This is a genomic window from Bradyrhizobium sp. GW821-FHT13H05, assembly GCF_058804065.1.
The window spans coordinates 22,370-48,637 of sequence record NZ_JBXAPO010000014.1 but is presented as its reverse complement, the minus strand read 5'-3'; the positions used below and the strand labels follow the sequence as shown (position 1 = coordinate 48,637).

The window sequence follows — 26,268 nt, the reverse complement described above, 5'->3', positions numbered from 1 at the left end:
GGAAGACGTGGGCACGGCGCTTTGCGCCTCTGCCCACGCTACGGCAGTGTCCGATGCAGCGAGACCTTTCATGACATCAGCCAAATCCGTGACGCGTTCGGCACCATCGTCAGTGCAGGCCACCACCGTCGCATCGTCGCTGCTCACCGTGCAGACGCCGGGGCGCGGCTTCAGCGACCTCACCGCCGAGGCGGCGCGGTTCATCGCCGACGTTCATGCGCGGGACGGCGCGCTCACGCTGTTCATCCGTCACACCTCGGCGTCACTGACAATCCAGGAGAATGCCGACCCTTCCGTGCTGGTCGATCTCACCATGGTGCTGGCGCGGCTAGCGCCGGACGATGAAGATGCAGGCTGGACTCACGACACCGAGGGGCCCGACGATATGCCGGCGCACGTCAAGACCATGCTGACGGGGACATCGCTCCAGGTGCCGGTGCTGGGTGGCGCGCTCGCGTTGGGCACGTGGCAGGCGATCTATCTGATCGAGCATCGTACCCGTCCGCACCGGCGCGAGATCGTGCTGCAATTCATCGGCAGCCGATAGACCAAAAAGAAAACCGGCCGCGGATCGCTCCGCGGCCGGTTGCATCGACGTAGCGCGCTTGCGCGTCAGGTCTTGGTGATGTCGACGTCCTTGGTCTCGGGGATGAAGATCAGGCCGACGATGAAGGTCATCGACGCGATCGCAATCGGGTACCAGAGACCCGCGTAGATGTTGCCCGTCGCAGCGACCAGCGCGACCGCGATCGGCGGCAGCAGGCCTCCGAACCAGCCGTTGCCGATGTGATAGGGCAGCGACATCGAGGTGTAACGGATCCGCGTCGGGAACAGCTCGACGAGAGCGGCTGCGATCGGGCCGTACACCATGGTCACGAGGATCGCGAGATAGGTCAGGACGAGGATCAGCATCGGCATGTTGATCGCGGCCGGATCGGCGCCCTTGACGGGGTAGCCGGCTTCGCCGACCGCAGCGGTCACAGCGGTCGTGAACGCGGTGCGGGCAGCGGCGAAGGCCTTCGGATCGGTACCGTTGCCGCTCACGGAGTCGAACGACTTGCTGCCGACGACGACCTTGGCCAGGCTGCCGGGCGCGCCGGGCTCCAGCTTGAAGTTCACCGACGATGCGATCAGCGCGTTGCGGGCGACGTCGCAGGAGCTGGTGAATACCCGGCCGCCGACCGGGTCGAACAACACGTTGCAGTCCTTGGGGTCGGCGACCACGGTCACCGGTGCATTGGCCAGTGCCTTTTCGAGCGCCGGGTTGGCGGCCGACGTCAACAGGCTGAAGGCGAAATGATAGGTCAAGGCGCCGAGCAGACAGCCCGCCATGATGATCGGCTTGCGGCCGATCTTGTCGGAGAGCCAGCCAAAGAACAGGAAGCCGACGGTCGCGATGGCCAGCGCGATGATCAGCGCGATGTCAGCCGAGTTCGCCGGAACCTTGAGCGTGTTGACGAGGAAGATACGTGCGTAGAACTGCCCGCCGTACCAGATCACGGCCTGACCTGCGGTAAGGCCGAGCAACGCGACCAGCGCGATTTTTCCGTTCTGCCAGTTGCCGAAGGCATCCGACAGAGGGGCCTTGGAGCCCTTGCCTTCGTCCTTCATTTTCTGGAACAGCGGCGATTCGGAGAGCTGCATGCGGATCCAGATCGAGATGCCGAGCAGCACGATCGACAGCAGATAGGGATAGCGCCAGCCGCCGGAGAGGCCGGAATCGGCGAATGCCTCGGGGCTCATGCTGTTGCGGACGATGTAGACCACGAGCAGCGACATGAACAAACCGATGGTCGCGGTGGTTTGAATCCACGACGTGTAGAAGCCGCGACGTCCTTGCGGTGCATGCTCGGCCACGTAGGTGGCTGCACCACCGTACTCGCCGCCGAGGGCAAGACCTTGCAGAAGACGCAGGCCGATAAGGATCGTCGGGGCCAGCCAGCCGATCGTCTGGTAGCCCGGCGTCAGGCCGACCAGGAAGGTCGACATGCCCATGATGGTGATGGTGACGAGGAAGGTGTATTTGCGGCCGACGAGATCGCCGACCCGGCCGAACACCAGCGCGCCGAGCGGGCGAACCAGGAAGCCCGCCGAGAAGGTCAGCAGCGCGAAGATGAACTGCGTGTTGGCGTCGAATGCCGAGTAGAACGCCTTGCCGATCTGGGCTGCGGTCCATCCGTACAGGTAGAAGTCGTACCATTCGAACACGGTACCGAGTGAAGATGCGAAGATGACCTTTTTCTCTTCGCCGGTCATTCCCCGCGCCCCGACGCCGCCGGCGGCCGCTGCCATTGTCATAGTTGTCTCCCCGAATGTCGTTTCCTCGCGCCTCGGATGTCCGGCCATGCCGGATCAATCCAAGTCTTGCCCGCAAGGTAACATCGGCGTGAAACCGGCCCCAATACGACTTTCGGCTTTGCGCACTGACGTGCAGCTGACGATGCGGACCTATAGTGCAGCGTCGTGGCACGGGGCGATGGATTAACCCCTTTCCTGCAAAGGAATAATGTGCCCTTGCATGCCACGGGCGGTCGGGGAAGAATTGACCATTGCGCCGGTCCGGACTACTGGCCGGGTGACGAACGACAGCAAGAGAACGATGAACGCTCCCTCGACCCATCTCGTCATTGCCGATGACCATCCCCTGTTCCGCGATGCGTTGCGGCAGGCGGTGGCTGGCGTCCTGACCTCGGCCAGGATCGACGAGGCCGGGTCGTTCGAGGACCTGACCAAGCTCCTGGAACAGACCTCGGACGTCGACCTGATCCTGCTCGACCTCTCGATGCCGGGGATCTCAGGCTTTTCCGGCCTGATCTATCTGCGCGCGCAATATCCGGCGATCCCGGTGGTGATCGTCTCGGCCTCCGACGACGGCGCCACGATCCGCCGCTCGCTTGATTTCGGCGCCTCCGGCTTCATTCCGAAGCGGTTCGGCGTCGAGACGTTGCGCGACGCCATCCTCAAGGTGATGGAGGGCGACGTCTGGGTTCCCGCCGACACCGACCTGTCGGCGGCCGCTGACCCCGACATGACGCGCCTGCGCGACCGCCTGGTGACGCTGACCCCGCAGCAGGTGCGGGTGCTGATGATGCTGTCGGAGGGGTTGCTCAACAAGCAGATCGCTTATGAGCTCGGCGTCTCCGAGGCCACCATCAAGGCGCACGTCTCGGCGATCCTGCAAAAGCTCGGTGTCGAGAGCCGGACGCAGGCCGTGATCGCGGCCGCGAAGATCGCCGGCGGGCAATGGCGGCAGGGCACCCCGACGGGGTAGTTCTCGCGCGCTGTGATGAGGCTGACTGCGGGCGCGCTTGAACAGGCATCCCCAAGGCTAGGGCGCAAGCGAGCTGTTTGCTGAGCTTTGCTTCGATCGAGAGCTTTGGCGATGATGGCATTATGCCCCTGTTTTGCCCGACGGGTCAACAGCATTTCGTAAAATCCGCAAGCCCTTGATTTTGCTGCAGCCGGCTACGGTGCATGGGGTTGTTTTCGCTGTTTTTGTTATCGCGCCCTGGATGCAAGCAGCCCCTGAAGCTGCCCCCTCACTCCGCCGCCACCATCTGTTGCGTGCGCCACTGTCCAAGCAGGGCGCGGAGCGAGGCCGGCTTCACCGGCTTGTTGAGCACCGCAATCTTCTCATCGCGGGCGGCAAGCTGAACCGCGGGGCTGCGATCGGCGGTGATCAGGATCGCGGGGATGGCGTCGCCGAAGCGGCGGCGGATGTCGCGAATCGCGCCGATGCCGTTGCCGCGGTCGAGATGATAGTCGACCAGCAGCCCGGTGACGCGCTTGCCGGCAGCTTCGATCGCGGCGATCGCGCCTTCGGGATCGGTGACCGCGATCACCTCGGCGTCCCAGGCCTTCAAGAGCGTGCGCATGCCGTCCAGGATCGCGGCATCGTTTTCGATGCAGACGATCAGCGCGCCCGCGATCGGTGTGCGCGCCAGGGGTGTCGCGCTGGTGACGGCGGCGGTGAGGGTGATCGCCTTTGCCGTCGGCACGGTCACCGAGAATACCGAGCCGCCGCCTGTATTGGAGTCGATGGCGATGCCGTGGTTGAGCACGCGCGCCAGCCGTTCGACGATCGACAGGCCAAGGCCGAGGCCGCGCGCGATCCGCGCGCCCTGCTCGAGGCGGTGGAATTCCTTGAAGATCTCGCCGCGCTTGACCGCGGGGATGCCGACGCCGGTGTCGTGGACGCAGATCTTGAGCGAGGCGCCGCGGCGGCGGCAGCCGACCAGCACACGGCCGCGCGGGGTATATTTGATCGCGTTGGAGATCAGGTTCTGGAGCAGGCGTCGCAGCAGCAGGCGATCGGACTCGACCGGCAGCGAGCAGGGCACGAAGGCGAGCGCCAGGCCTTTGGCACGCGCGACCGGCGCGAACTCGATCTCCAGCGAGCGCATCAGATCGGCCATCTTGAAGCTCGATATCGAGGTTGCCATCGCGCCGGCGTCCAGCCTGGAGATGTCGAGCAGCGCGCCGAGGATCTCTTCGATCGCCTGGAGAGATTCGTCGATGTTCTCGACCAGCCGTGTCTCCTCGCCGTTGTGCTGGCGCTCGACCAGGCTCGTGACATAGAGCCGCGCCGCGTTCAGCGGCTGAAGAATGTCGTGGCTGGCGGCGGCAAGAAAACGTGTCTTGGAGATGCTGGCGTCTTCCGCCGCGCTCTTGGCCAGCGCCAGCTCCGAGTTCAGCCGGGTCAATTCCTCGGTGCGGTCGCGCACGCGCTTTTCCAGCGTCGCGTTGGCGCGCTCCAGCGCTTCCGCCGCTTCGAAGGTGGGCGTGACGTCGGTGAAGGTGATGACGAAGCCGCTGCCGGGCATGCGGTTGGTCAGCACCTCGATCACCATATGGCGGTCCGGCAGGCGCTCGAGATAGGGCTCGCTGTCGGTGGTATAGGCGGCCAGCCGCCGCTCCAGCATGGCTTCGCGCTCGACCGGATCGGCCGGATTGCTCACGTCCATGAATTCCAGGATTTCGCGCAGCGGCGTGCCGAACTGGATGAAGTGCGGGGGAACGTTGAGGAGATCGCCGAACTGCCGGTTGGAGCAGATCAGTTGCAGATCGTCGTCGAACACCGCAATGCCCTGGCGGACATGGTTGAGCGCGGTCTGGAGGACCTCGCGGTTGAAGTGCAGCGCCGCATGGGAATCGTCGAGCAGCTTTAGCGCGGCTTTCGCGGAGACCGTGCGCTTGCGCAACAAGAGCGACATCACGAGGCGCGAGGAGGCCGCGCCAATCGATGAGGCGATCAGGTGCTCGGCGTGCTGCAACAGCTCGAAATCGGCGGGCGCGGCCGGCTCGAGCCGCACATTGCGCCGCGCCGAGAACGCCTCGAACGAATGACGGGCGCGGTCGGGCCCGAGATATTGCGCGACCGTGGTCTGAATGTCCTGCACCGTGACGGTGGTGCGCCAGCGGCGGAAGCTCGGGGCGATCGGCGCGAGCGTGTTGGGTACGAACAGATCGGCCTGCACCAGCTCGATCGACGACGGCCGGCGCGCCAGCGACAGCAGCACATAGGTGAGGATGTTGAGCGACAGCGACCAGATCACGCCGTGCATCAGCGGCGGCAAATCGGCGCCGAACAGCGCCTGCGGCCGCAACGCCTCGATCCCGAACGGGCCGTGCTGGAGCAGCAGGATGCCCGCGGTCGAGGAATCCATGAAGCTCGGGATGAACAGCGTGTAGAGCCACACGGCGAAGCCGACCAGCATGCCGCCGATGGCGCCGCGCGCGGTGGCGCGCCGCCACAGCAGCCCGCCGAAGAAGCTCGGCGCGAGTTGGGCGATCGCGGCAAAGGACAAGAGGCCGATCGCCGCGAGCTGGGTGTTGCCGAGCGCGCGGTAGTAGAAATAGGCCATCACCATGATGGCGAAGATCGCCAGGCGTCGCGAGCGCAGCAGGAAATCGCTGAAATCGGCGCCGCCGGTGCGTCCCTCCGGCCGCCGTTGCAACACCAGGGGTACCACGAGATCGTTCGAGACCATGATGGAGAGCGCGACGCATTCGACGATCACCATCGCGGTTGCCGCCGAAAGCCCGCCAACGAAGATGGCGACGCTGAGCAGATCCGCGCCGCCTTCCATCGGCAACGCCAGCACGTACATATCCGGATCTGCCGCGCCGAACGGGAAGCTGACGAGGCCGGCGAGCGCGATCGGGATCACGAACAGATTGATGGCGACGAGATAGAGCGGAAACAGCCAGCGGGCGCGGCCGACCTCGGCATCGCTGGAGTTCTCGACCACGCTGACGTGGAACTGGCGCGGCAGCAGCATGATCGCGCACAGCGACAGCAGCGTCATGGTGAGGAAGTTGCCGATCGACGGCGAATAGTTGATGGCGCGCACCGCCTCCGGCGTCTTCATCGCGCGCTCGATCAATTCATGCGGCGAGAACATCCAGAAGGTGACGAAGATGCCGGCGGCGAGGAAGGCGACCAGCTTGATGATGGATTCGGTCGCGACCGCCAGCATCAGGCCGTGCTGGTGCTCGGTGGCGTCGGTCTGCCGCGTGCCGAACAGCACGGCGAAGGCCGCCATCGCCAGCGTCACCATCAGCGCCATGTCGCCGAGGATCGGGATGTGGGAGAAGGCCTGGTCCTCGCTCAGGATGGTTTCGAGCGACGAGGCGACCGCTTTCAGTTGGAGCGCGATGTAGGGCACCGAGCCGATGATCGCGATCAGCGCCACGGTGGCCGCCACCGCCTGGCTCTTGCCGTAGCGCGCGCCGATGAAGTCGGCGATCGAGGTGATGTTGTGGGCCTTGGCGAGCTGGATCACGCGGCGGAGCACGCCGGCGCCGAGGCCGATCATCAGGATCGGGCCGACATAGATCGCGAGGAAGTCGGTCGAGGTGCGGGTGGCGAAGCCAACCGAGCCGAAGAAGGTCCAGGAGGTGCAGTAGATCGCCAGCGACAGCGGATAGATCAGCCCGGACGCGCGGCCGGGTCCGGCTGGCGAGCGGCGGTCGCCATGGCTCGCCACCAGGAACAGGAAGCCGATATAGCCGAAGGCGGCGGCAATCACGCCCCAGTCGTGCAGCATTGCGAGCGCGCTTCTCCCTGGGCGCGACGGCGCCCGGTCTCATTTTCCCTGCAAATCTAGCGCGTTGGGCGGGCGCAAGCGACAGCGAAATGCCCGGCGGGGGTAGGAACTGGGGTTGTCGTTAAGTGGTGGGGCGAGCCACCCGCTCTCCCTCGCCCCGCTTGCGGGGAGAGGCGAAAGAAAAGCCCTACTCCGCCGCCAGCGACTTTTCGCGGAGCGGCAGGCCGAGGCGGTCCCACACCTGCAGCAGGGCTTCGGCGAGCTGATCGATCAGGCCGTCGTCGTGATAGGGCGAGGGCGTGATGCGCAGGCGCTCGGTGCCCTTGGCGACCGTCGGATAGTTGATCGGCTGGATATAGATGCCGTGCTCTTCGAGCAGCAGGTCGGAGGCCTGCTTGCATTTCTCGGCATCGCCGATGAACAGCGGTACGATGTGGGTATCGCTCGACATCACCGGCAGGCCTGCGGCATTGAGGATCGCCTTGACGCGGGCAGCGCGGTCCTGATGGCGCTCGCGCTCCCAATTCGAGGTCTTCAGATGCTTGATCGCGGCGGTCGCAGCCGAGCAGATCGCCGGCGGCAGCGCGGTGGTGAAGATGAAGCCCGGCGCATAGGAGCGCACGGCGTCGATGATCTGGCCGTTGGCCGCGATATAGCCGCCGAGGCAGCCGAACGCCTTTGCGAGGGTGCCTTCGAGAATATCGATGCGATGCATGACGCCGTCACGCTCGGCGATGCCGCCGCCGCGCGGGCCGTACATGCCGACGGCGTGGACCTCGTCGACATAGGTCATCGCGCCGTATTTCTCGGCGAGATCGCAGATTTTTGCGAGCGGAGCGACGTCGCCGTCCATGGAATAAAGGCTCTCGCAGGCGATCAGCTTCGGCCGGTTCGGACCCGCCGCCTTCAACAGCGCTTCGAGGTCGGCGAGGTCGTTGTGGCGGAACACGACGCGCTCGCAGCCGGATTGGCGGATGCCCTCGATCATCGAATTGTGGTTGAGCTCGTCCGACAGGATCAGGCAGTTCGGAATGAGCTTTGCGATCGTCGCGATGCCGGTCTGGTTTGAGACATAGCCCGAGGTGAACAGCAGCGCGGCTTCCTTGCCGTGGAGGTCGGCGAGCTCGGCTTCAAGCTGCACCAGCGGATGATGCGTGCCGGCGATGTTGCGGGTGCCGCCGGCGCCGGTGCCGACGCGGGTCGCGGTCTCGACCATGGCGCCCACCACCTTCGGGTGCTGGCCCATGCCGAGATAATCGTTGGAGCACCAGATCACGACGTCGCGCTTGCCCTTGGGCGAGTGCCAGAGCGCATGCGGGAACCGGCCGGCGATGCGCTCGAGATCGGCGAACACGCGGTAGCGCCGTTCAGTGTGGAGGCGATCAAGGGCGGAATTGAAGAACTGGCTGTAATCCATCGGCAAACCTGCAACGGAACCGGACCAAGGGCTCGCATCTTCTTAGAGCTTTTCCCGCTCTAATGTCTATGCGCTATCCCACATTTGGCCGTGAGGGGCATTTGGGCAAAATGCCCTATCGTGCGATTTGCCGTTTGATCCCGATCAAGTTCACGCGACATATAATGCTGCTCTGCACCATCCGCTGAGGTGTGCACCTGGCCGGCCGGGGCCTTCCCCTGCGGCTCGGCGCGCGCTTTCCTGACCGCGGCCACTGGCTTCAACCAATCCGAATTGCGTGGCGCATGCACCGTTGCACGGGGCATGCTCAACCAACCTCTTCTTCGAAAGGACCCCCATGAAACGCGTGATGATCCTCAACGGTCCCAACCTCAACATGCTCGGCATCCGCGAGCCGCATATCTACGGCACCACGACGCTCGCAGAGGTCAATGCGAGCTGCGAAGAAGTGGCTGCCAAGCTCGGGCTCAAGCTCGCTTTCCATCAGTCCAACCATGAAGGCGTGCTGGTTGATCTGATCCAGTCGGCGCGGCAGGACGCCGATGCCATCGTCATCAATCCGGCCGGCCTCTCCTTCACCTCGGTTTCGATCATGGACGCGATCAAGACGTTCGAGGGCCCGGTGCTGGAAGTCCACATCTCCAACATCCACGCTCGCGACGAATATCACCGCCACTCGAAGATTTCGTTCGTGGCGACCGGCGTGATCTGCGGGCTGGGCCCGTTCGGCTATATCGCGGCGCTGCATGCGATCGCGAATATGAAGTAAGGTCTGCTCCCTCGCCCCGCTTGCGGGAGAGGCAAACGCAAGCTCATGTCGTCCTGAACTGGAGCACGCCGTCCTTCGTCTCGGCCGTCAGCCGGCCCTCGACGATCATGTAGTTGACGTGGGCGACGAGCTCGCCGGCGGCAAAGCCCATCTGGTGCTCGTCCAGCACGTGCTTGTTGAACACGACAGGCACCAGGGCGCGCGAGGTCTGTGGCACCTCGCGGCAGGCTTCCGCGATCAGGCGGCAGCGCTCCTCGTGATGATCGGCCAGCTGCTTGATACGAGTCTTGAGTCCGTAGAACGGCACGCCGTGGCCGGGCAGCACCAGCAGGTCATAGGGCAGGGTGGTGGTGAGGCTGGCGAGCGAGGCCAGATATTCGCCGAGCGAGTTCTGGTCGGGTTCGACCGCCCAGACGCTGACGTTCGGCGAGATCTTGCTCAGCACCTGGTCGGCGGAGAGGAACAGCTTGTCGTCGGCGCAATACAGCATCACCTGGTCGAGGGCGTGGCCGCCGCCGGTGATCACCTTGAAGCGGCGGGTGCCGATCACGACCTCGTCGCCATGCGAGATGCGGCGGTAGGACGGCGGCAGCACCGACACCTGCTTGAGATAATCCTGGCCGCGGCCGAGCAGCTTTTCGGTGAGCGACTCGTCCATGCCGTGGCGGCGGAAGAACAGCCGCTGCGCCTCGCGCCGTTCCTCGGTGCCGCGATTCTGGTGATAGACCGATTGCAGATATTCGACCTGCGACATCACCAGCGGGCAGTTGAATCGTTCGACGACCCACCCGGCGAGACCGACATGGTCGGGATGCGAATGGGTGACGATCAGGCGCGTGATCTTGACGCCCTTTAGCGGCCCGTCGAACAGTTTGGTCCAGGCCTCGATCGTCTCCTCGTTGCCGAAGCCGGCGTCGACCATCGCATAGCCGTCGCCATCGGCGAGCAGATAGATGTTCACGTGGTTGAGGCGGAACGGCAATTTCAGCCGCGCCCACAACACACCGGGCCTGACCTCCACGACCTCTTCGGGGCCGGGATGCTGGTCCCAGGGGTAGCGCAGGGCCTCGGCCGAGGACGGCGCGGTGTCGATTTTTGCGTTCATCCCACCGGATTAAACCCAGCGCGAGCGGGGCGCCAGCCGAAAAAAGACGCGAGGATAGCCCGCATAGCGGACATTCCGGCTGTATTCCGTAGCCCGGATGGAGCGAAGCGCAATCCGGGCTACGGCCGGAGGCCGGCGTCTTACGCCGCCCGCATGTTGTTGAGGAACGCGTCGATCTCTCCGCGCAGCATGTCGGCTTCGCGGCGCAGCGCATCGGAGGCGCCCAGCACTTCGTTCGCCGCAGCGCCGGCCTCGGCGGACGCCGTGGAGACGCCGACGATGTTGCTGGAGACCTCGCTGGTGCCGCCGGCGGCATGCTGGATGTTGCGGGCGATCTCGCGGGTGGCCGCGCCCTGTTCCTCGACCGCGGCCGCGATCGTGGTGGTGACGTCGTTGATCTCACCGATGATCCGGCCGATGCCCTGGATCGCGCCGACCGCGGAAGTCGTGACCTGCTGCATGCTGGCGATCTGGGTGCGGATTTCTTCCGTCGCCTTCGCGGTCTGGCTGGCGAGGCTCTTGACCTCGGAGGCGACCACCGCGAAGCCGCGGCCGGCCTCGCCCGCGCGCGCCGCCTCGATGGTGGCGTTGAGCGCGAGCAGATTGGTCTGCGAGGCGATGGTCTGGATCAGGTCGACGACGACGCTGATGCGGCTCGCACTGTCGGCGAGGCTCTGCACCGTGGTGTCGGTGGCACCCGCTTCGTCGACTGCCTTCCTGGCGATCGCGGCCGAGGTGACGACCTGCTTGCTGATCTCCTCGATCGAGGAGGAGAGCTGCTCGGTGCCTGACGACACGGTCTGCACGTTGACCGAGGTTTCCTCGGCGGCGGAGGCGACCGCGTTCACCAGCGCGTTGGACTGGTCGGCGGTGTTCGACATGCTCTGCGCGGTCGACTGCATCGAATTGGCGGACTGTGCGAGATTGTTGAGTGCGGAGCGCACGGTGCTTTCGAACTCGGCGATCTTCGCCTCCATGTGCGCCGCGCGCTCGGCCTTGGCGACACGGTCCTTGTCCTGCTCGCTCGCAAGCGCCCGGGCTTCGATCATGCTGTCGCGGAACACCGTCAGCGTTTCCTTCATCGCGCCGATCTCGTCGTTCTGCCGGGAGCGGACGATCTCGGTGTCGAGGTCGCCGGCAGAGAGCAGCTGCATTGCACGCTGAAGCTCGCGAATGCGGCGCAGGATGTTGCGGCCGACATAGAGCCAGACGAACAGCGCCGAGCCGACCAGCATCAGCGCACCCAGCGCCAGCATCGCGGTCGTCGCCAGCGAGATCTCCTGCCGCGCCTGGAAGGTCGACGCGTTGGTCTCCTTTTGCACGCCGTCGACGAGCTGCTGCACGCTGATGCCGAGGCCGACGTTGAGCTTGCGGGTCTCGTCCAGGATGGTCTGGCCGTAATCGATGGAATCGAGCTCCTTCTGGCGGATCTTGAACACGCCGCTCTTGCCTTCGCCGAAGGCGAACAGCTTTTGCACGGCATCGCGCATCGCCTGCATCGAAGAAACCTTCGGCAGGTCCTCGAGGTTCGACTTGACGCGGTCGCGCGTCGCCTTGAACTCCTTCTCGATCACCTCCAGCGTATCGCTGTTGTTGGCCGAGAGCGCCGCCATCATGTCGGCAGCCATCAGATTGCCGTTGGCGGAGATCGTCGAGATCTGCGCGACGGTGCGGGCAGCCTCGGTGGCATCGTCGGCGGACACGTCCGCTGCGCCCAGGATCGCGTTGAGGCGTGTCTGCGCATCCAGCATCGCCGGGTCCGCCGCGCCGACGAAGGCGAGCTGGGCCTTGCGCAGCGCTTCGTACTGCTTGTCGTGCAGCGCGCCGGTTTCGAGCCGTTCGCGCGCGGCCGAGACCAGGCTCTGGGTGGCTTCGTCGATGCTCTTGGCGGTGTCGCTCAGCGCAGTCGCGATCTGCTTGTCGGCGCCGAGCTCGATGATCTCGCCGAGCTTGGCCATGGTGAGCTGCTGGATGTCCTTCACGCTCTTGGTGCGTTCCTTCAGCGCGTCTTCAGAAGGTGAAGCCAGCAGGCCCGGACCCTGCGCCGCGAGCGTTGCGCTCTGCGAGGCGAGCTGAAGGCTGGCGGAGAGGCGCGGAATGTCGCGGCCGCTCAGATCCATCATGGTCGCGCCCAGATGATTGAACACGAAGCCGGCGCCGGCTGCGATCACGAGGCCCATGCCCGTGATCACAGCGAAGGCAGAGAACAGGCTGCCGCGTACGCCCCATTTTGGCATCTTGAAACGAGGCTTGAATCGACCAAGCAAACGGCTAACGCCCAGACGGATCGCCATCGAAATTCCCCCACGCGTGATCTTTATGTTTTCGCCGCGAAGTATCCTTCGGTCGGGTTAAAAAATCGCAAGTTGCACAATCGCTTGCATCTGTTCCGCACAGCGAAAAAAGAAAGGGCCGGCAGAGTTGCCGGCCCTTTGTCGCGATGCGGTTTTAAAGGCGCGATCAGTAGCGCGCGACGACCGGGCTTGCCCAGTTGAAGCGGTAGTTGAGGCCCGCCTTGACGGTGTGATCGTCGGTGGTGAAGTTGCCGGTGCCCGCCAGCGGGCCCGCGGTGAAGTGCGCGTCGCCGAAATTGTAATACTGGTACTCGGCCTTGGCCGACCAGTTCGGAGCGAACATGTATTCGATGCCGGCGCCAACGGTGTAGCCGTTGCGGTGATCGCCATCGATGATGAAACCGGTCGGCGCGCCGCCGACGGTCACCTTCTCGTTGTTGTCCGAATAGGCGTAGCCGCCCTTTACGTAGAGCAGGCCCGGGCCCCAGGTGTAGCCGACACGGCCGGTGATCGAGCCGAGGCCACGCTGGTCATTGGTGTAGGCGACGCCACCCGGGAACACCGCGCCGACGCTGCCGGAGAGCCAGGAATACTGGCCTTCGACGCCGACTACGAAGTTCGGGTTGAACTGCCAGTCCGCACCAACCTGCACGCCGCCGAGGAAACGGCCGTTGCCGTTGTTGCCGGTGGAGAGGCCGCTGAAATTGTTGTCGCTGGAGAACGCGCCGCCGAGATGGCCGCCGATGTAGAAGCCGGTCCAGTTGTAGATCGGCGCGGCGTAGGCCGGCGCGGGGGCCTTGTAGTAGCCGCGGTTACCGAGATCGGCACCAATCGCCGGCGCGGCTGCACCCGCCGCGAGCAGCGCAACGGTCGCAAACAGAATCTTCTTCATAGTCCAAACTCCAACACTTAGGTCCCCGGAAGGCGCGCTTTCCGCGCCATCGTTGGTTTTGCAGATAGCTCGCTTTTGACGAAAATGCAGTCACATCCGTGGCACAGCGGCGGTCAACCTAACTTATTGGGCTGCAAATGATTTTCGTGCTTAATGGCGGCTTAAGAAACGCTGAAGGAAGGCTTAACTTCGCACGCCTCGGGTAACTTCCCCGCGGCTTGCGTTAACCAAGACGCCGCCGCGCCTCATCGCGCATCTGTTCGCGGAAGGCCGCGCGCTTTGCCGGCCGGTCTTCCTCGCGCACGTCGTGACGATCGAAGATATCGAACTTCTCCAGGATCGGATAACGTTCGCTCGCCATCGCGAGCACGCGCAGGATCTTCGTCGCAGACGGTGTCGGGCCGCGCACCTCCCAGCGCCGGATCGTGTCGGCGCCGCCCTTCTCCGGCAAGCCGCACAGCCTGGCCATGTCGGCCGCAGTGAGCTTGCGCTCGAGCGCGTCGGAGAGGTCGTTGCGGAGTTGCTTCAGTTCGGGGCCGGTCATGCTGCTTGCGTCCAGGGAAGTCACTGAAAGCAATGCACTAGCGCTGATTCGGGTCCATCCGAAGGCGGGGAGCACGCGCTCCGGCTGCGGCACCTTCACGCGCGCACGGAGTTATGAACAGGAGGCCTATGGAAATCTGCAGGTGAAGCAACAGATGCCACAGCGCGACCCGGCAGCTAAGGGATCAACCATGACAAGCATCAAACTCGCCATTGCCGCACTCATCACTGCCGGACTGCTTGCCGCGCCGTCCGCGGCCGAAGCGAAGAAGCACCGGTCGAGCAGGCATTATTACAACACGAGTGTGGTGGCCCCGGCCTATAGCGGTGCCGGAGCGTCGGCGGCGCAGCCCAGGGCGGCTTACGGGTCGTCGGGACAGACGGTCGGCACGGTCACCGCACCATCGATCGGAACGTACAACTGGCCGTCGGTGGGCGTAACCAACGCGGTCCCGACCTGGAGCAACACCAATCCGCCGGCGAGATAGAGTGCGATTCTCGACGCGAGGGAAGCTGCGGCCTCGTTCTGACGGACGCGGCCTATGTTTCGCCTAGCCGCCGAAGTGCAGGCTCACCTGACGCCGGAATAGCACCCTCACATATGGTGGGTGGGTCCCATCGGACCGCACATAGTACATGTAAGGATGGTCGGAGATGGTCGAAAAATTGCGGTCGGTCGAGGTCGGATCGATGAGGCTGACGTAGTCGTAGGTCCACTTGCCCGGCCCGTCCGTCGCTTGAAGCTCACTGAGCTTCGCCAGCAGAGTCGGCTTCGACCAATGCATGAGGTCGCGTGAGGCCTGGATGTAGAACCCGGCCGGTCCGCCGAAGCGGCTGTCGGGTGCGTATTGTGTCGAGATGAACGTGCCCGTCTCCGGGTGCAGCACGAGACTCTCGGCAGCGCCGGCCAGGACCGGCTCGCACACATGCTCCTCGGGCTTCGCAACGTTTTCCCGATAAGGGTCGGCGAAGCGGATGGTGAAATCCTTCCCGTCCCAGGCCCGCCACGACCCGGGACTGAACACATCCGGAGTCCGGATGACGCAAGGACCGTATTTCTGCGCCTTGTAGGGCCAGTCATTGACCAGAGCGTAATAGAGCCCGCCGATCTTCATGATGTTCGTGGGCGTGTTGTAGCCGTAGGCGCTGGCGCGATTCCCGACGACATACCGATAGGGAATGGCCGCCACGAGGTTCTTCGGAGGCGGTGGCACGGCGAAGCTGTAGCCGCCGTCGAGCGACTGCGCGAAGGTCACCGTGTTCCACCAGCAATTGTTGGGATCCTTCGGCGTCGCGCACATCTTGGGGATCTCGTCGGCATCGTATTCGCTGTGGACCAGGGCTGCGATCCGGCGACCGTCCTCGGTGTAGTAGGAATAGAGCCAGTTGTTGTCTTGAAAATGCGAGGGATCAGGGTCCTTGGGCGAGCGATAGATCACACGGCAATCGTGTTTGACCTGATTCAAGTTCGGACCGATCGCGGCGCGAGCGACGTAATGCGTTGCGATCAGGTGGACGATGTTGCGATCGTCACGAAACGCGCGGGCGGGTGCGTCAGGGATGTCGATTTGTTCGCAGCTGTTCCGCGTATCGAACACGGTTTGCCGGGGACCGGTGACGCCAGCCGACACCACCGGCGGGGCGGGTGGTGCTGGCGGCGCGGAGGCTGCATCGACGCACCGCGCCTGGAAGAACGCGCCCAGCGCCAGCATGATCGAGAGCGCGTTGGTCCACCGCATGGGACTCGGCGTTGGTTGACGTTGAGATGACACGTTGATGACAATTTGCGCGGGCGGTGCGAGCGATCATCTGCACATTCAGATGGTTGAGGATCTGGTATGCAAGGCCGTACGACGCAAGGTCGGCTCCCCGTTTTTCCCGGACGTGTGCTTCCAATCCGATGCCCGGGTTAAGCGGGAACCGGACATGTCAGAGCGATATCAACTCAGTCAGGTCGTCCGGCCAGTCGATGGGGACGGTCACGGCGCCTTCGATCGGAACGTACAACTGGTCGTCGATCGGCATGACCAACGCAGTCCCGACCTGGAGCAACACCAATCCGCCGTTCACATAAGGATCAATCTGATGCGCGCTTTAACGCGCGCCGGTCGCCAGTGCCGACAACAGATACAACGCGACCAGCAATGTCGCGACCGAGAGCATCGTCGTGACCGAGACCGTGGCCGCGACCAGTTTCTCCTCGACCTTGTGTTCGTGCGCCAGCACGTAGACGGTTTTCGCCGTCGGCACGGCCGCGCAGATGACGGCGGCAACGGTGTAGAGGGGATTGAGGCCGGTGATCACGCAAAGTCCGTAGACGATCAGCGGCATGATCACCAGTTTCACGGCGGCGAGTGCGAACGATGCGGTGAGGTTCGACCGCAGGCCTTCGACCGACAGGCCGAGCCCGATGGCAAACAGCGCGCAGGGCGTGAGCGCGGCGGCGATCATGTTCAGATAGGCCGCGGCCGGGGCCGGGATCGGCAAGCCCGTGATCGCCCAGACAAGACCAATCAAGGTCGACAGCACCATCGGATTGAGCAGGATCTGCTTTGCGAGGCCAGCCGACGGCGCAGACATCCCGCGCGCGTCTCTTTCCAGCAGGATGACCGTGATTGGAAACATCACGGCGGCGACGAACACCGTCGCCACCGCAGCGGGCAGGACAGCCGGCTGTCCGTAGATCGCGTGCAGGATCGGCAGCGCCACGAAGCCGGTATTGGTCATCGCTGCCGCCATGCCATGGATGGTGCTGCTGGCGAGGTCGTGCCTTCCGCCGGCGCGGACCGCCAGGAAGACCAGTGTGAAGCAGATCAGGGAGCCGCCGCCGAACGCGAGCAGGAAGCGCCATTCCAGCAGATTGCGTGCCGGCTCCTGCGCGATCGTGACGATCAGCAGCGCCGGCATCGCGACGTTGTAGGCGAAATGCACCAGCGCGTCGGCAAGTGTACGCGAGAGATAGCCTGACGTACCGGCAAGCCAGCCGGTGACGATGATCGCGAAGACGGGAAGAACGAGGCTGGCGACCTCCATCCGGTTTCCCCCTCTGCCAAGCAGCGTCACCATCCTAGCCCGGCGACGCATGCTCGTCACGGTTCAACCGGATCGCAACGCCCCGATCAGGCGACCCCTGGCCTCAGGCACCCCTGCCGGTCTGTTGACCGAACACGCAGCGCCATCCCGCCAGGCGCTCGGCCGGATGCTGGTTCATCCATTCGGCAAGCTGCGGCGCGCCCGTCAGGCAGGACTGCATCGAAACATTGGCGAAGTCCGACGTGGTGACGATCTGCTCGTGACAATTCCCCGGAGAGGAGAGGCTGCAGAGCACGGCGATGATCTTGATCACGCCAGATTTCCTACGTCGCTGCCGGCCGCGCGACCGATCGCCGCCTTGTCCGGCTGCTCGCCGGCCGGGTCAGCCGACGGGAAGATGCTGTCGTAGATCGCGCGCGCCTCCTGGATGAGGCGCAAGCGTTCGCGCTCGGATTTCGAGACGAATTGAATAATCTGGCCCATGTTCGCTCCAAACAAATCGGCAAGTCCATCATCAGATGATGGAAATCATTCCATTCCGAAGTGGGGTGCCGGCGTTTGTTTCGCAGCCGTGCAGGCGGTCACGAGGTATAAAAAGCTCGTGACTGCTCCGTTGTGGGAGCGGAGCGGGATACCGGAGCGATGCCACGGCGCACGCGGCCGGAGCACACTCCTTGCGTCCGGCCCGAGACGCTCGTCGAGTCATCGTGATGGCGTGCTGAGACGCACAGCATGACTGTGTTGCGGCACATTTGCACGCGCGTGGAGTTGTAAGGTTGCTCAGTGCCCGTGCGGTTCGACAGCTGAACGGCCGACGCGACTGAGGGACCGCCCGAAAGGACTAGCCATGACAAAAACGAAAATCTCTATTGCTGCACTTATCGCCATCGGATTTGTGGCATCACCGTTCGCCACAAGCGCGCAAACGTCGGGAACAGGCGTACAAAACAGCACGCACAGCACCCCCGGGGCGCCCGTACAGCAAGGTACGATTGGAAGTTCCGGACAGGCTGTCGGGACGGTCACCGCGCCGTCGGTCGGAACGTCCACTCAGCCTTCCGTCGGCGTGACCAACTCGGTCCCCACCTGGAACAACACAAATCCTTCGACCAAGCGATAACAGAACTGCGGCCTCATGCCGCCGGCGCGCGCTCCTTGCGGCCCGGCACCGCAGCCAGGAGCTCGCGCGTATAGGCGTGCTCCGGTGCGGCGAAGAGTTGTGCGGTCGGCTTCAACTCGACGATGGCGCCGCGCTGCATCACCGCGATGCGGTCGCAGATTTGCGCGGCAACGCGTAAGTCGTGGGTGATGAAGAGCATCGAGAGGCCGAGGCGGCCCTTGAGGTCTTCGAGCAGTCGTAGCACCTGCGCCTGCACGGAGACGTCGAGCGCGGAGACGGCTTCGTCGGCGACGATGATCTCGGGCTCGAGCGCGAGCGCGCGCGCGATACCGATGCGCTGGCGCTGGCCGCCGGAGAATTCGTGTGGGTAGCGTTCGAGTGAGCCGGCGTCCAGGCCGACCATTTTCAGCAGATCGCGCGCGCGCTCGAACGCCACCTTCGGGTCGATGCCGGCCGCGATCGGGCCGTCGGCGATGATGTGACCGATCTTGCGCCGCGGATTGAGCGAGGCGAACGGATCCTGGAAGATCATCTGGATGCGATGACGTTCGGCGCGCAGCGCCCGGCCCGAGAGTGAGGTGAGATCGGTCTCGCCGATCCGCACCGTGCCTCGGTCGGCTTCGATCAGCCGCATCACCAGACGCGCCACCGACGATTTGCCGGAGCCGGATTCGCCGACGAGACCGAGCGTCTCGCCCTTGAGGATGTTGAAGTTGACTTGCCGCGCGGCGTCGACACGGCGGTCCTCGCGGAACCAGCCGCCTGACGTGACATAGGTCTTGTCCAGCCCGATCACCTCGACGGCCCTGGCCTGGTCGTCGAGCGGCTGGCGCACGGGCGGATCCATCGTCGGGACCGCGGCGAGCAGCGCCTTGGTGTAGTCGTGCTGCGGCTCGTTGAAGACGGTGGCGGCCGGACCTTCCTCCACCACCTTGCCATGGCGAAGCACCACGACCTGATCGGCGATGTCGGCGACCACACCAAAGTCATGGGTGATGAACATCACCGCCATGTTGCGGTTGCGCTGGAGGTTGCGGATCAGCTTGAGGATCTGCGCCTGCGTGGTGACGTCGAGCGCGGTGGTCGGCTCGTCCGCCACCAGCACCGCGGGCTCCAGCGCGAGCGCCATCGCGATCATGGCGCGCTGGCGCTGACCGCCGGAGAGCTGGTGCGGATAGGCGCGCACGATGCGCTCGGGGTCGGGCAGGCCGACCTCGCGCGCCAGCGCCAGCGCCCTTGCGCGCCGCTCCCTGGGGGTGAGCAAGCCGTGGGCCTCGAACATCTCCGCCATCTGGTCGCCGATCCGCATCAACGGATTGAGCGCGGTCATCGGCTCCTGGAAGATCATCGCGAGCCTGCGGCCGCGCAGGTCGCGCCAGCCGTCGTCGTTGAGCTTAAGCAGATCGCGGCCCTCGAACATGATCTCGCCGGAGGTCACGGAAACCGTGTCCGGCAACAGGCCCATCAGCGCATGTGCGCACATTGACTTGCCGGAGCCGGACTCACCGACGACGCAGACGATCTTGCCGGCCTTCAGATCCAGCGAGACGCCGTCGACCGCGAAGGGACGCTCGGCGCCCCTGGGTAGCGCGATCTGCAAGTTCTTGATGGAGACGGTGGCGGGCGCGGTCATGGTCAGCGTCCCTCGCGCGACAGCCGCGGATTGAGCGCGTCGTTGAGGCCTTCGCCGATCAAATTGAGGCCAAGCACCGAGATCAGAATGGCGACGCCGGGAAACACGGTGATCCACCAGGCCTGCCGGATCACGGTGCGGCCGGCGCCGACCATGTAACCCCAGGAAATCAGATTGGGGTCACCAAGGCCGAGGAAGGCCAGCGAGGATTCCAGCAGGATCGCGGTCGCCACCATCAGCGAGGCCAGCACGATCACCGGCGACAGTGCGTTCGGCAAAATCTCGCGCAGGATGATCGAGGTGTTGCTCTGGCCGGTGACGACGGCGGCCTGGACATATTCGCGCGTGCGCAGCGACAGCACCTCGCCGCGGACGAGGCGCGCGACCGGCGGCCAGCTCACCACCGCGATCGAGGCCACGATCGAATAGATCGAGGGCTGCAGGATCGCGACCAGCACGATCGCGAGCGCGAAGCTCGGGATGGTCTGGAAGAATTCGGTGAAGCGCATCAGGGTGTCGTCGACCTTGCCGCCGAAATAGCCGGCCATGGCGCCGATGGGAACGCCGACGACCAGCGCGACCAGCGTGGAGACGAGGCCGACCAGCAGCGAGACGCGGGCGCCAAAGATCATGCCGGCGAACACGTCACGGCCGAGCGCATCTGTGCCGAGCGGCACCGTCGAGAGCGTGAAGGGCGGCAGGAACGGCCGCTGCACCATGCGCCAGGGCGAGTTCGGAAACAGCATCGGCCCGAACACCGCGACCGAGATCGCGAGCAGCAGGATGACGAGCCCGATGATGCCGCTCGGGCTGCGCAACATCGATTTCCAGAACTGTTTCATGAGGCGAATTCGATGCGCGGGTCGACCAGGCGATAGACGAGGTCGGTGATGAGGTTGAAGATCAGCACCATGGCAGAGCAGATCACGAAGACGCCGAGCAGCAGATTGTAGTCGCGCTGGAGCAGCGCGTCGTACATCAGGCGCCCGATGCCGGGCCAGGCGAACACGGTCTCGGTGATGACGGCGCCGCCGATCAGCGTGCCGGAATGCACGCCGGCGAGTGTCACGACCGGCAACAGCGCGTTGCGCAGCACGTGGCGGCGCTGGATCACGGCGTCGGAGAGGCCTTTCGCGCGCGCGGTTTTGACGAAGTCGAGCCGTTTCACCTCGAGCATCGAGGCGCGCGTCATGCGGGTATAGGTCGCCATGAAGAACAGGCCCAGCGTCATCGCCGGCATGATCAGGTGCGCGCCGACGTCAAGCGCGTGGGCGAAGCCGGTGAGGTTGGCGCCGACCGTCTCGTAGCCGAAGCTCGGCAGCCAATCCATGGTGACCGAGAACAAGAGGATGCCCATCAGCGCCACCCAGAAGATCGGCATCGCGTAGAAGATCAGCGCGAACACCGTGATGGCGGTGTCGAGGAATGTTCCGGCAAAGCGCGCGGCAAAGGTACCGAAGAGGACGCCGAGCATCAGCGAGATCGCGAATGCGGTCAGCGTGAGCAGCAGCGTTGCCGGCAGCCGTTCCAGGATCAGCTTGGAGACTGGTGCCTGCTGGCGGAACGAGAAGCCGAGGTCGAGCGTGACGACGCCCTTGACGTAGATGAAGAGCTGTTCGGGCAGCGGCTTGTCGAGGCCGAATTTTTCGCGGAGCTGCTTGACGAAGACCTGGTCGCTGGCGCCGGCCTCGCCCGCCATCACAACCGCGGGGTCGCCGGGCGCAAGCCGGATCAGGAAGAAGTTGAGGACGACGATCGCGAGCAGGACGATCACGCCCTTCAGAATACGCTGAGCGACGAAGGAGAGCATCTAGGGAGTCATATGTAGCGTGACCAGCGGCCACTGGGGCAGTGTGCTCCCTCGCCCCGCTCTTGCGGGGAGAGGGTTGGGGTGAGGGGCCTCTCTCCACGTGCGGAAATGCCGATGGGCCTGTACCCCCTCACCCGCCGCGCTCTGCGAGCGCGTCGACCTCTCCCCGCAAGCGGGGAGAGGTGAAGGAAGGCATACGCTCACTTGTCGAGCCATGCGTCCTTGAAGCCGTCATTGACGCCGATGCCGGTCGTGATCAGGTTCTTGACCTTGCAGCGCATGATGGTCGGGAATTGCAGCTCGAGCATCCAGGCCACCGGCACGTCCTCGACCAGGATCTTCTGCGCCTTCTCGTAGATCTCCTTGCGCTTGGAATCCGGGGTCGCGACCGCGCCGTCGGCGAACAGCTTGTCGATCTCAGGGTTGGAATAACCCTCGACGTTGTTGAACACTTGGCCCTTGGCGATGGCGCTGGAGACGTAGTTGCGGCCGACGCCCAGGGCCGGATCGCCGTACTGGTAGAGATAGGTGAAGGCGATGTCGTAATCCCAGTCGCCGATCTTCTGGTTGCCGCCGGCAACGTCGGTGGCGATGGTCTCGATGTTCATGCCGACGTCCTGGAGGTTCTGCTTGACGGCTTCACCCCAGCGCTGCCAGGTCTCGCCATAGGCAAGCGGCAGCAGGCGGATCTTCTCGCCCTTGTAGCCGGCTTCCTTCAGCAGCGCCTTGGCCTTGGCCGGATCGTAGGGATATTTCGGCACGTCAGCGGTGTAGTACTTGATCGTCGAGGCGGACGGGCCGGTCGCGACCTTGCCGAGCCCGTTCCAGATCACGTCCTTGGCGAAGTCGCGGTCGATCGCAAACATGATCGCCTGACGCACCCGCTTGTCAGCGAGCGGGCCCTGGCGGTTGTTCAGCCACAGCCAGGCCAGCGGCGAGAAAAACTCCCAGCCGGCGCCGGTGACGCAGGTGTCCTTCAGCTTGGACAGCCGCGGCACGTCGAAATTCTCGACCGAGCCGCCGGGCAGCACGTCGACCTTGCCGGTCTCATACGCCACCGAGCGCGCCGCGGCGTCGGGAATGATCTGCCAGTAGATCTCGTCGATATAGGGCTTGCCCTTTTCGTAATAGTTGGGGTTCTTGACCAGGCGGATGAACGAGCCCTTCTGCCATTCCTTGAACATGAAGGGGCCGGTACCCACCGGCGCGTTGTTGTAGGGGTTGGTCTTCCAGTCGGTACCTTCATAGAGATGCTTCGGCACCATCGGCATCGAGCCGACCTCGAAGATGCCGAGGAACGGGCCGAACGGCTGCTTCAGCGTGAACACCACCGTGTAATCGTCGGGCGCCTCGACCTTGTCGACCTGGGCGAGGTTGTTGCGGGCACGCGCATGGGTCTGCTTCAGCATCTCGATCGAGAACAGCACGTCCGCCGAGGTGAAGGGCTTGCCGTCATGCCAGGTGACGCCCTTCCTGAGCTTGAAGGTGTAGGTCTTGGCGTCCTCGCCGACGCTCCAGCTCTCGGCGAGCTCCGGAAGCGGCTCGAGCTTGGGGCTGTAGCGCAGCAGGCCTTCGAAGATGTTGCCCGACACCATCTGGGTCGGACCGTTCTGGATCATCGCGAGCATCAGGCCGGGCGGCTCGGGCTGGATCACGGCATTGATCGTGCCCCCCGTTTTCGGCTCTTGCGCAAGAGCCGGTTCAAGTGCCGAGGCCGTGAGGCCGCAAGCCAGGAGGAGTCCAAGCAACACTCGTTTTGGCATGTCGTATCTTTCTCAAGCGAGGCCAGCCGCAAGCGCTTCGCACGTCATGGCGCGCAAAGCTACGGCCGGCCCATCCCAGTCCCCATCCGGTATCGAGGCTCACATAGTCTCATTCGGCGCCGCAAGATGAAAGTCTCGACAGAGTTCGCACAAAAAATGTACAGCGCGTCCTGTTTTCACTTGATTCATTCTCCTGTCACGGAGACAAGTCCGCCATGGACAATGCCACGCGCTCCGAACGATCCCGCAACGCTGCGCTCGAAGCGGCGACCAGGATCATTGCGCGCGACGGGCCCGGCAGGCTGACGCTCGATGCCATCGCGCGCGAGAGCGGTCTCAGCAAGGGCGGCGTCATGCACCAGTTCCGCACCAAGGAAGCCGTGCTGAGGGCGCTCCTGGAACGGCAGATGGATCATTTCGAGGAATTCTCGACCCGCTATATGGCGCAGGTCAGCGGGACCTCGGCCAATCCCAATCTGGCGACGCAGCTTGCCACCGTACGGGAAGCCGCCACATCGCCGAATTCCGCCGCGCTGGCGCTTGTCGCGGCCATGGTCGAGAATCCCGGCCTGATGGTGTTGCCGCGCGACCGCGAGATGAAGAGGGTGGAGGCGATCAAGGCGGAAGCCACCGACCCCGAGCTCGCGCTGTTGCGCTGGGCAGCGGCGCGGGGACTGTTGTTGAGCTCATTGTTCGGCATGTCGCCGCTTGGCAAGGACGAGCACCAGCGGCTGTTCGCGCGCCTGCTCGATGACGATCAGTGGCGGCCGCTCGAGAAGCCGGCCAAGTCCCTCACGGCCAAGTCCCTTGCGGGCAAGTCCCTCACGACCAAGGCGCGCACCGCCAAATCCGAGGCGGCCCCGGCGGCAAAGGCCGCAACTCCGCGCAAACGCGCCTGATTCATAGTTAACACTCTCCTGCCGACCGCTGCCCAAAACCGCGCCTGCGGCCAAATGTGTCAGGCCGTCATTTCAGCACTTTACAAACCAACTGGTCGGTTTTATAAATAGAAACACTGAGACGGCCCGAGGCGTCAGACATGGCCCCGGACGATGCCCTGGGCCGGCAATGGTGAGCGCCGCAGCCGCGTCTGGTCCCAAACGCGGCTGCGGTCCCCGTCGCCTTTCCTGGAAAGCCGCTAGAGGAGTCTGGAATGGATCGCTCGATCGCCCTGCGCGGTCTGGGAACGCTGGTACTTTGCGCGGCCGCGGCCGGCTGCGCCTCGGTCGCGCCCGTGCCCTATTCGGAGATGGCGTCCTCGGCCTACATGGCCCCGGACAAGTCAGACACCTCCGGCCGCGTACCCTACCGCTATTCCACACCGGTCGACTGGCGCGCCTATCATAAAGTGATCCTGGATCCGGTCGTGGTCTACCGCGGCAAGGACCATCAGTTCGGTGACATGTCCGACAAGGACAAGGCGACGCTCGCCGCCTACATGCAGAATTGCTTCGCAGATCGGCTGCGCGGCCGCTTCGCCCTGGTGCGCGAGCGCGGGCCGAACACACTGCGGATCAGGCTCACGCTCACCGGTGCCGTCACCAACACACCGGTGCTTGGCACGCTCAGCCGCTTCGACATGGCCGGCGCGGTCTACAACGGCGTGCAGGCTGCGCGCGACGGCGAGGGCATGATGACCGGCTCGGTCATCTACGGCGTCGAGATATTCGATGCCGCGACCTCGCGCCTCATCAGCGCTTACGTCACCAAGCAATACCCGGGCGCCTACGACATCAAGGCAAGCGTCGGCGCGCTCGCGGCCGCCACCACCGGCCTCGACAAGGGCGCTGACGCGCTGATGGCGCAATTGAACTGACGCGGCAACCCGCGCAACGAAAGGCATCGCAGATGAACATCGTTCTTCGCTTCGTGCTGCGCGTCGCGATCACCATCGTGATGATGATCTTGGGCGGCCGCGCTGGCGCCGCAGCACCGACCGATCCCAGTGGCACGTGGTTGGTCGAGGACGGCCGTGCGCGCATCAGGCTCGAGCGTTGCGGTCCGACGCGCGAGCGCATCTGCGGCTTCATCGTCTGGATGAAGGAGCCGGCCGACAAGCGCGGCCAGCCCTATCGCGACAAGGAAAACCCTGATGCGGACAAGCGCGCCCGTGCGCTGCTCGGTCATCAACTCATCATGGGCTTGCAGGCGACGCCGGAGGGGCGGTTTGCCGGCGACATCTACAATGCCGAGGACGGCAAGTTCTATTCGGTGTCGCTGTGGCGCGAATCGTCCGATCGCCTCAAGCTCAAGGGCTGCCTGATCAAGTTCCTGTGCCAGACCCAGACCTGGCAGCAGACCCTCGACGTGCTGCCCGGCCAGCTCGTTGGCCTGACCGGCGATCTCAACGGCCCGCGCGCCGACAAGGAATGGGCGGCCGTGCCGGCTCCGAAGCCGATGCAGGCGAAAGCGAAGTAGCGCTCGGCTTCAGGAGGTCCGCAGCGCCCGCCGCAACTCGTCGAGCGCGCCGGCGAGCTGCTCGCGGTGCGCGATGTCGTCCTTGGGGAGCGCCGCGACGCTGCTTGCGAGCTCGCGCAGGATGCCGGCGAGCAGACCGAAATTGATATGCAGGTGCACCGATTTGCGTTCGTCGGCCGCGCCCGGATGTTGCAGCACCAGCGCAACGCCGCTGCCGTCGAGACGCGCCTCGAACCGCGATGAATGCTCGAAGGTACCGACATAGAACTTGTCGGGATATTCGAGCGCGATCTCTGCCTTGTCGGGAACCGGCCTGGACATGTGAGCCTCATCGATACCGGGGCATTGTGGCCGGGAATAAACCGGGCCGCCTTGCGATAGGTCAGAGGTTGGCCAGCAAATTTGATCCGGATCAACGCCAG

Annotated in this window: 23 protein-coding genes; 7 read left to right on the top strand and 16 right to left on the bottom strand. The window is 64.5% G+C overall.

Annotation, left to right across the window (positions count from 1 at the left end):
- The first annotated feature begins 70 nt into the window (after positions 1-70).
- On the top strand, positions 71-547 hold the full coding sequence (locus tag AC1RR3_RS30385; protein WP_492827591.1) for a secondary thiamine-phosphate synthase enzyme YjbQ: 477 nt from the start codon (positions 71-73) through the stop codon (positions 545-547).
- 65 nt (positions 548-612) lie between these two features.
- Here AC1RR3_RS30385 and AC1RR3_RS30380 read toward each other — a convergent pair whose 3' ends face one another.
- On the bottom strand, positions 613-2,298 hold the full coding sequence (locus tag AC1RR3_RS30380) for an MFS transporter (RefSeq protein WP_492827589.1): 1,686 nt from the start codon (positions 2,296-2,298) through the stop codon (positions 613-615).
- 301 nt (positions 2,299-2,599) lie between these two features.
- Here AC1RR3_RS30380 and AC1RR3_RS30375 point away from each other — a divergent pair, with 301 nt between their 5' ends.
- Positions 2,600-3,271, top strand: a complete 672-nt coding sequence (locus tag AC1RR3_RS30375; RefSeq protein ID WP_492827587.1) for a response regulator — start codon at positions 2,600-2,602, stop codon at positions 3,269-3,271.
- 268 nt (positions 3,272-3,539) lie between these two features.
- Here the strand turns inward: AC1RR3_RS30375 and AC1RR3_RS30370 are convergent, their stop codons facing one another.
- Together AC1RR3_RS30370 and hemA are read right to left on the bottom strand one after the other, a co-directional pair.
- Complete coding sequence (locus AC1RR3_RS30370) at positions 3,540-7,049, bottom strand: PAS domain-containing hybrid sensor histidine kinase/response regulator (RefSeq protein WP_492827585.1); 3,510 nt, start codon at positions 7,047-7,049, stop codon at positions 3,540-3,542.
- A gap of 187 nt (positions 7,050-7,236) precedes the next feature.
- Entirely contained in the window at positions 7,237-8,466 is a 1,230-nt protein-coding gene (gene hemA, locus AC1RR3_RS30365; RefSeq protein ID WP_492827583.1) for a 5-aminolevulinate synthase, read from the bottom strand.
- Positions 8,467-8,803: 337 nt separating this feature from the next.
- Between hemA and aroQ the strand changes: the two genes are divergently transcribed.
- A complete protein-coding gene (aroQ, locus tag AC1RR3_RS30360) occupies positions 8,804-9,235 on the top strand; it encodes a type II 3-dehydroquinate dehydratase (RefSeq protein WP_492827582.1) in 432 nt (143 codons plus the stop codon).
- A gap of 43 nt (positions 9,236-9,278) precedes the next feature.
- On the opposite strand, the gene AC1RR3_RS30355 is transcribed toward aroQ, so the two are convergent.
- The 4 genes from AC1RR3_RS30355 to AC1RR3_RS30340 form a co-directional block, all read right to left on the bottom strand.
- Complete coding sequence (locus AC1RR3_RS30355; protein WP_492827581.1) at positions 9,279-10,340, bottom strand: MBL fold metallo-hydrolase; 1,062 nt, start codon at positions 10,338-10,340, stop codon at positions 9,279-9,281.
- Between the two features lie 140 nt (positions 10,341-10,480).
- Positions 10,481-12,634 (bottom strand): methyl-accepting chemotaxis protein, encoded by a 2,154-nt coding sequence (locus tag AC1RR3_RS30350; protein WP_492827579.1) that lies wholly within the window; start codon positions 12,632-12,634, stop codon positions 10,481-10,483.
- A gap of 166 nt (positions 12,635-12,800) precedes the next feature.
- Entirely contained in the window at positions 12,801-13,526 is a 726-nt protein-coding gene (locus tag AC1RR3_RS30345; RefSeq protein ID WP_492827577.1) for an outer membrane protein, read from the bottom strand.
- A gap of 223 nt (positions 13,527-13,749) precedes the next feature.
- Positions 13,750-14,070 (bottom strand): hypothetical protein, encoded by a 321-nt coding sequence (locus AC1RR3_RS30340; RefSeq protein WP_492827849.1) that lies wholly within the window; start codon positions 14,068-14,070, stop codon positions 13,750-13,752.
- Positions 14,071-14,260: 190 nt separating this feature from the next.
- Between AC1RR3_RS30340 and AC1RR3_RS30335 the strand changes: the two genes are divergently transcribed.
- Positions 14,261-14,557 (top strand): hypothetical protein, encoded by a 297-nt coding sequence (locus tag AC1RR3_RS30335; protein WP_492827575.1) that lies wholly within the window; start codon positions 14,261-14,263, stop codon positions 14,555-14,557.
- Between the two features lie 63 nt (positions 14,558-14,620).
- Here the strand turns inward: AC1RR3_RS30335 and AC1RR3_RS30330 are convergent, their stop codons facing one another.
- The 8 genes from AC1RR3_RS30330 to AC1RR3_RS30295 all read right to left on the bottom strand — a co-directional run bounded on the left by AC1RR3_RS30330 (position 14,621) and on the right by AC1RR3_RS30295 (position 23,428).
- Positions 14,621-15,808: a hypothetical protein gene (locus tag AC1RR3_RS30330; RefSeq protein WP_492827573.1), complete on the bottom strand. Its 1,188-nt coding sequence runs from the start codon at positions 15,806-15,808 to the stop codon at positions 14,621-14,623.
- Positions 15,809-16,163: 355 nt separating this feature from the next.
- Entirely contained in the window at positions 16,164-17,102 is a 939-nt protein-coding gene (locus tag AC1RR3_RS30325; protein WP_492827571.1) for an AEC family transporter, read from the bottom strand.
- A 103-nt stretch (positions 17,103-17,205) separates the two neighbouring features.
- Complete coding sequence (locus tag AC1RR3_RS30320) at positions 17,206-17,415, bottom strand: hypothetical protein (RefSeq protein ID WP_492827569.1); 210 nt, start codon at positions 17,413-17,415, stop codon at positions 17,206-17,208.
- Complete coding sequence (locus AC1RR3_RS30315; protein WP_492827567.1) at positions 17,412-17,585, bottom strand: hypothetical protein; 174 nt, start codon at positions 17,583-17,585, stop codon at positions 17,412-17,414. Before AC1RR3_RS30315 ends, AC1RR3_RS30320 begins: the two co-directional genes overlap by 4 nt.
- 650 nt (positions 17,586-18,235) lie before the next feature.
- The gene (locus AC1RR3_RS30310; RefSeq protein ID WP_492827565.1) at positions 18,236-19,855 is read right to left on the bottom strand and encodes an ABC transporter ATP-binding protein; all 1,620 of its coding nucleotides are present in this window, start codon (positions 19,853-19,855) and stop codon (positions 18,236-18,238) included.
- A 2-nt stretch (positions 19,856-19,857) separates the two neighbouring features.
- Positions 19,858-20,697, bottom strand: coding sequence for an ABC transporter permease (locus AC1RR3_RS30305; protein WP_492827563.1), 840 nt, complete (start codon positions 20,695-20,697; stop codon positions 19,858-19,860).
- Positions 20,694-21,665, bottom strand: a complete 972-nt coding sequence (locus AC1RR3_RS30300) for an ABC transporter permease (RefSeq protein WP_492827561.1) — start codon at positions 21,663-21,665, stop codon at positions 20,694-20,696. The genes AC1RR3_RS30305 and AC1RR3_RS30300 overlap by 4 nt, the downstream gene beginning before the upstream one ends.
- Positions 21,666-21,865: 200 nt before the next feature.
- Entirely contained in the window at positions 21,866-23,428 is a 1,563-nt protein-coding gene (locus tag AC1RR3_RS30295) for an ABC transporter substrate-binding protein (protein ID WP_492827559.1), read from the bottom strand.
- A gap of 215 nt (positions 23,429-23,643) precedes the next feature.
- Here AC1RR3_RS30295 and AC1RR3_RS30290 point away from each other — a divergent pair, with 215 nt between their 5' ends.
- From AC1RR3_RS30290 to AC1RR3_RS30280, 3 genes are all read left to right on the top strand, one after another.
- Positions 23,644-24,327 carry a TetR/AcrR family transcriptional regulator gene (locus tag AC1RR3_RS30290; protein WP_492827557.1) on the top strand — a complete coding sequence of 228 codons (684 nt, stop codon included), beginning with the start codon at positions 23,644-23,646 and terminating at the stop codon, positions 24,325-24,327.
- A gap of 254 nt (positions 24,328-24,581) precedes the next feature.
- On the top strand, positions 24,582-25,244 hold the full coding sequence (locus AC1RR3_RS30285) for a DUF3313 domain-containing protein (protein WP_492827555.1): 663 nt from the start codon (positions 24,582-24,584) through the stop codon (positions 25,242-25,244).
- Between the two features lie 32 nt (positions 25,245-25,276).
- Positions 25,277-25,846: a DUF2147 domain-containing protein gene (locus AC1RR3_RS30280; RefSeq protein WP_492827553.1), complete on the top strand. Its 570-nt coding sequence runs from the start codon at positions 25,277-25,279 to the stop codon at positions 25,844-25,846.
- Between the two features lie 9 nt (positions 25,847-25,855).
- On the opposite strand, the gene AC1RR3_RS30275 is transcribed toward AC1RR3_RS30280, so the two are convergent.
- Entirely contained in the window at positions 25,856-26,167 is a 312-nt protein-coding gene (locus AC1RR3_RS30275) for a hypothetical protein (RefSeq protein ID WP_492827551.1), read from the bottom strand.
- Positions 26,168-26,268 lie beyond the last annotated feature (101 nt).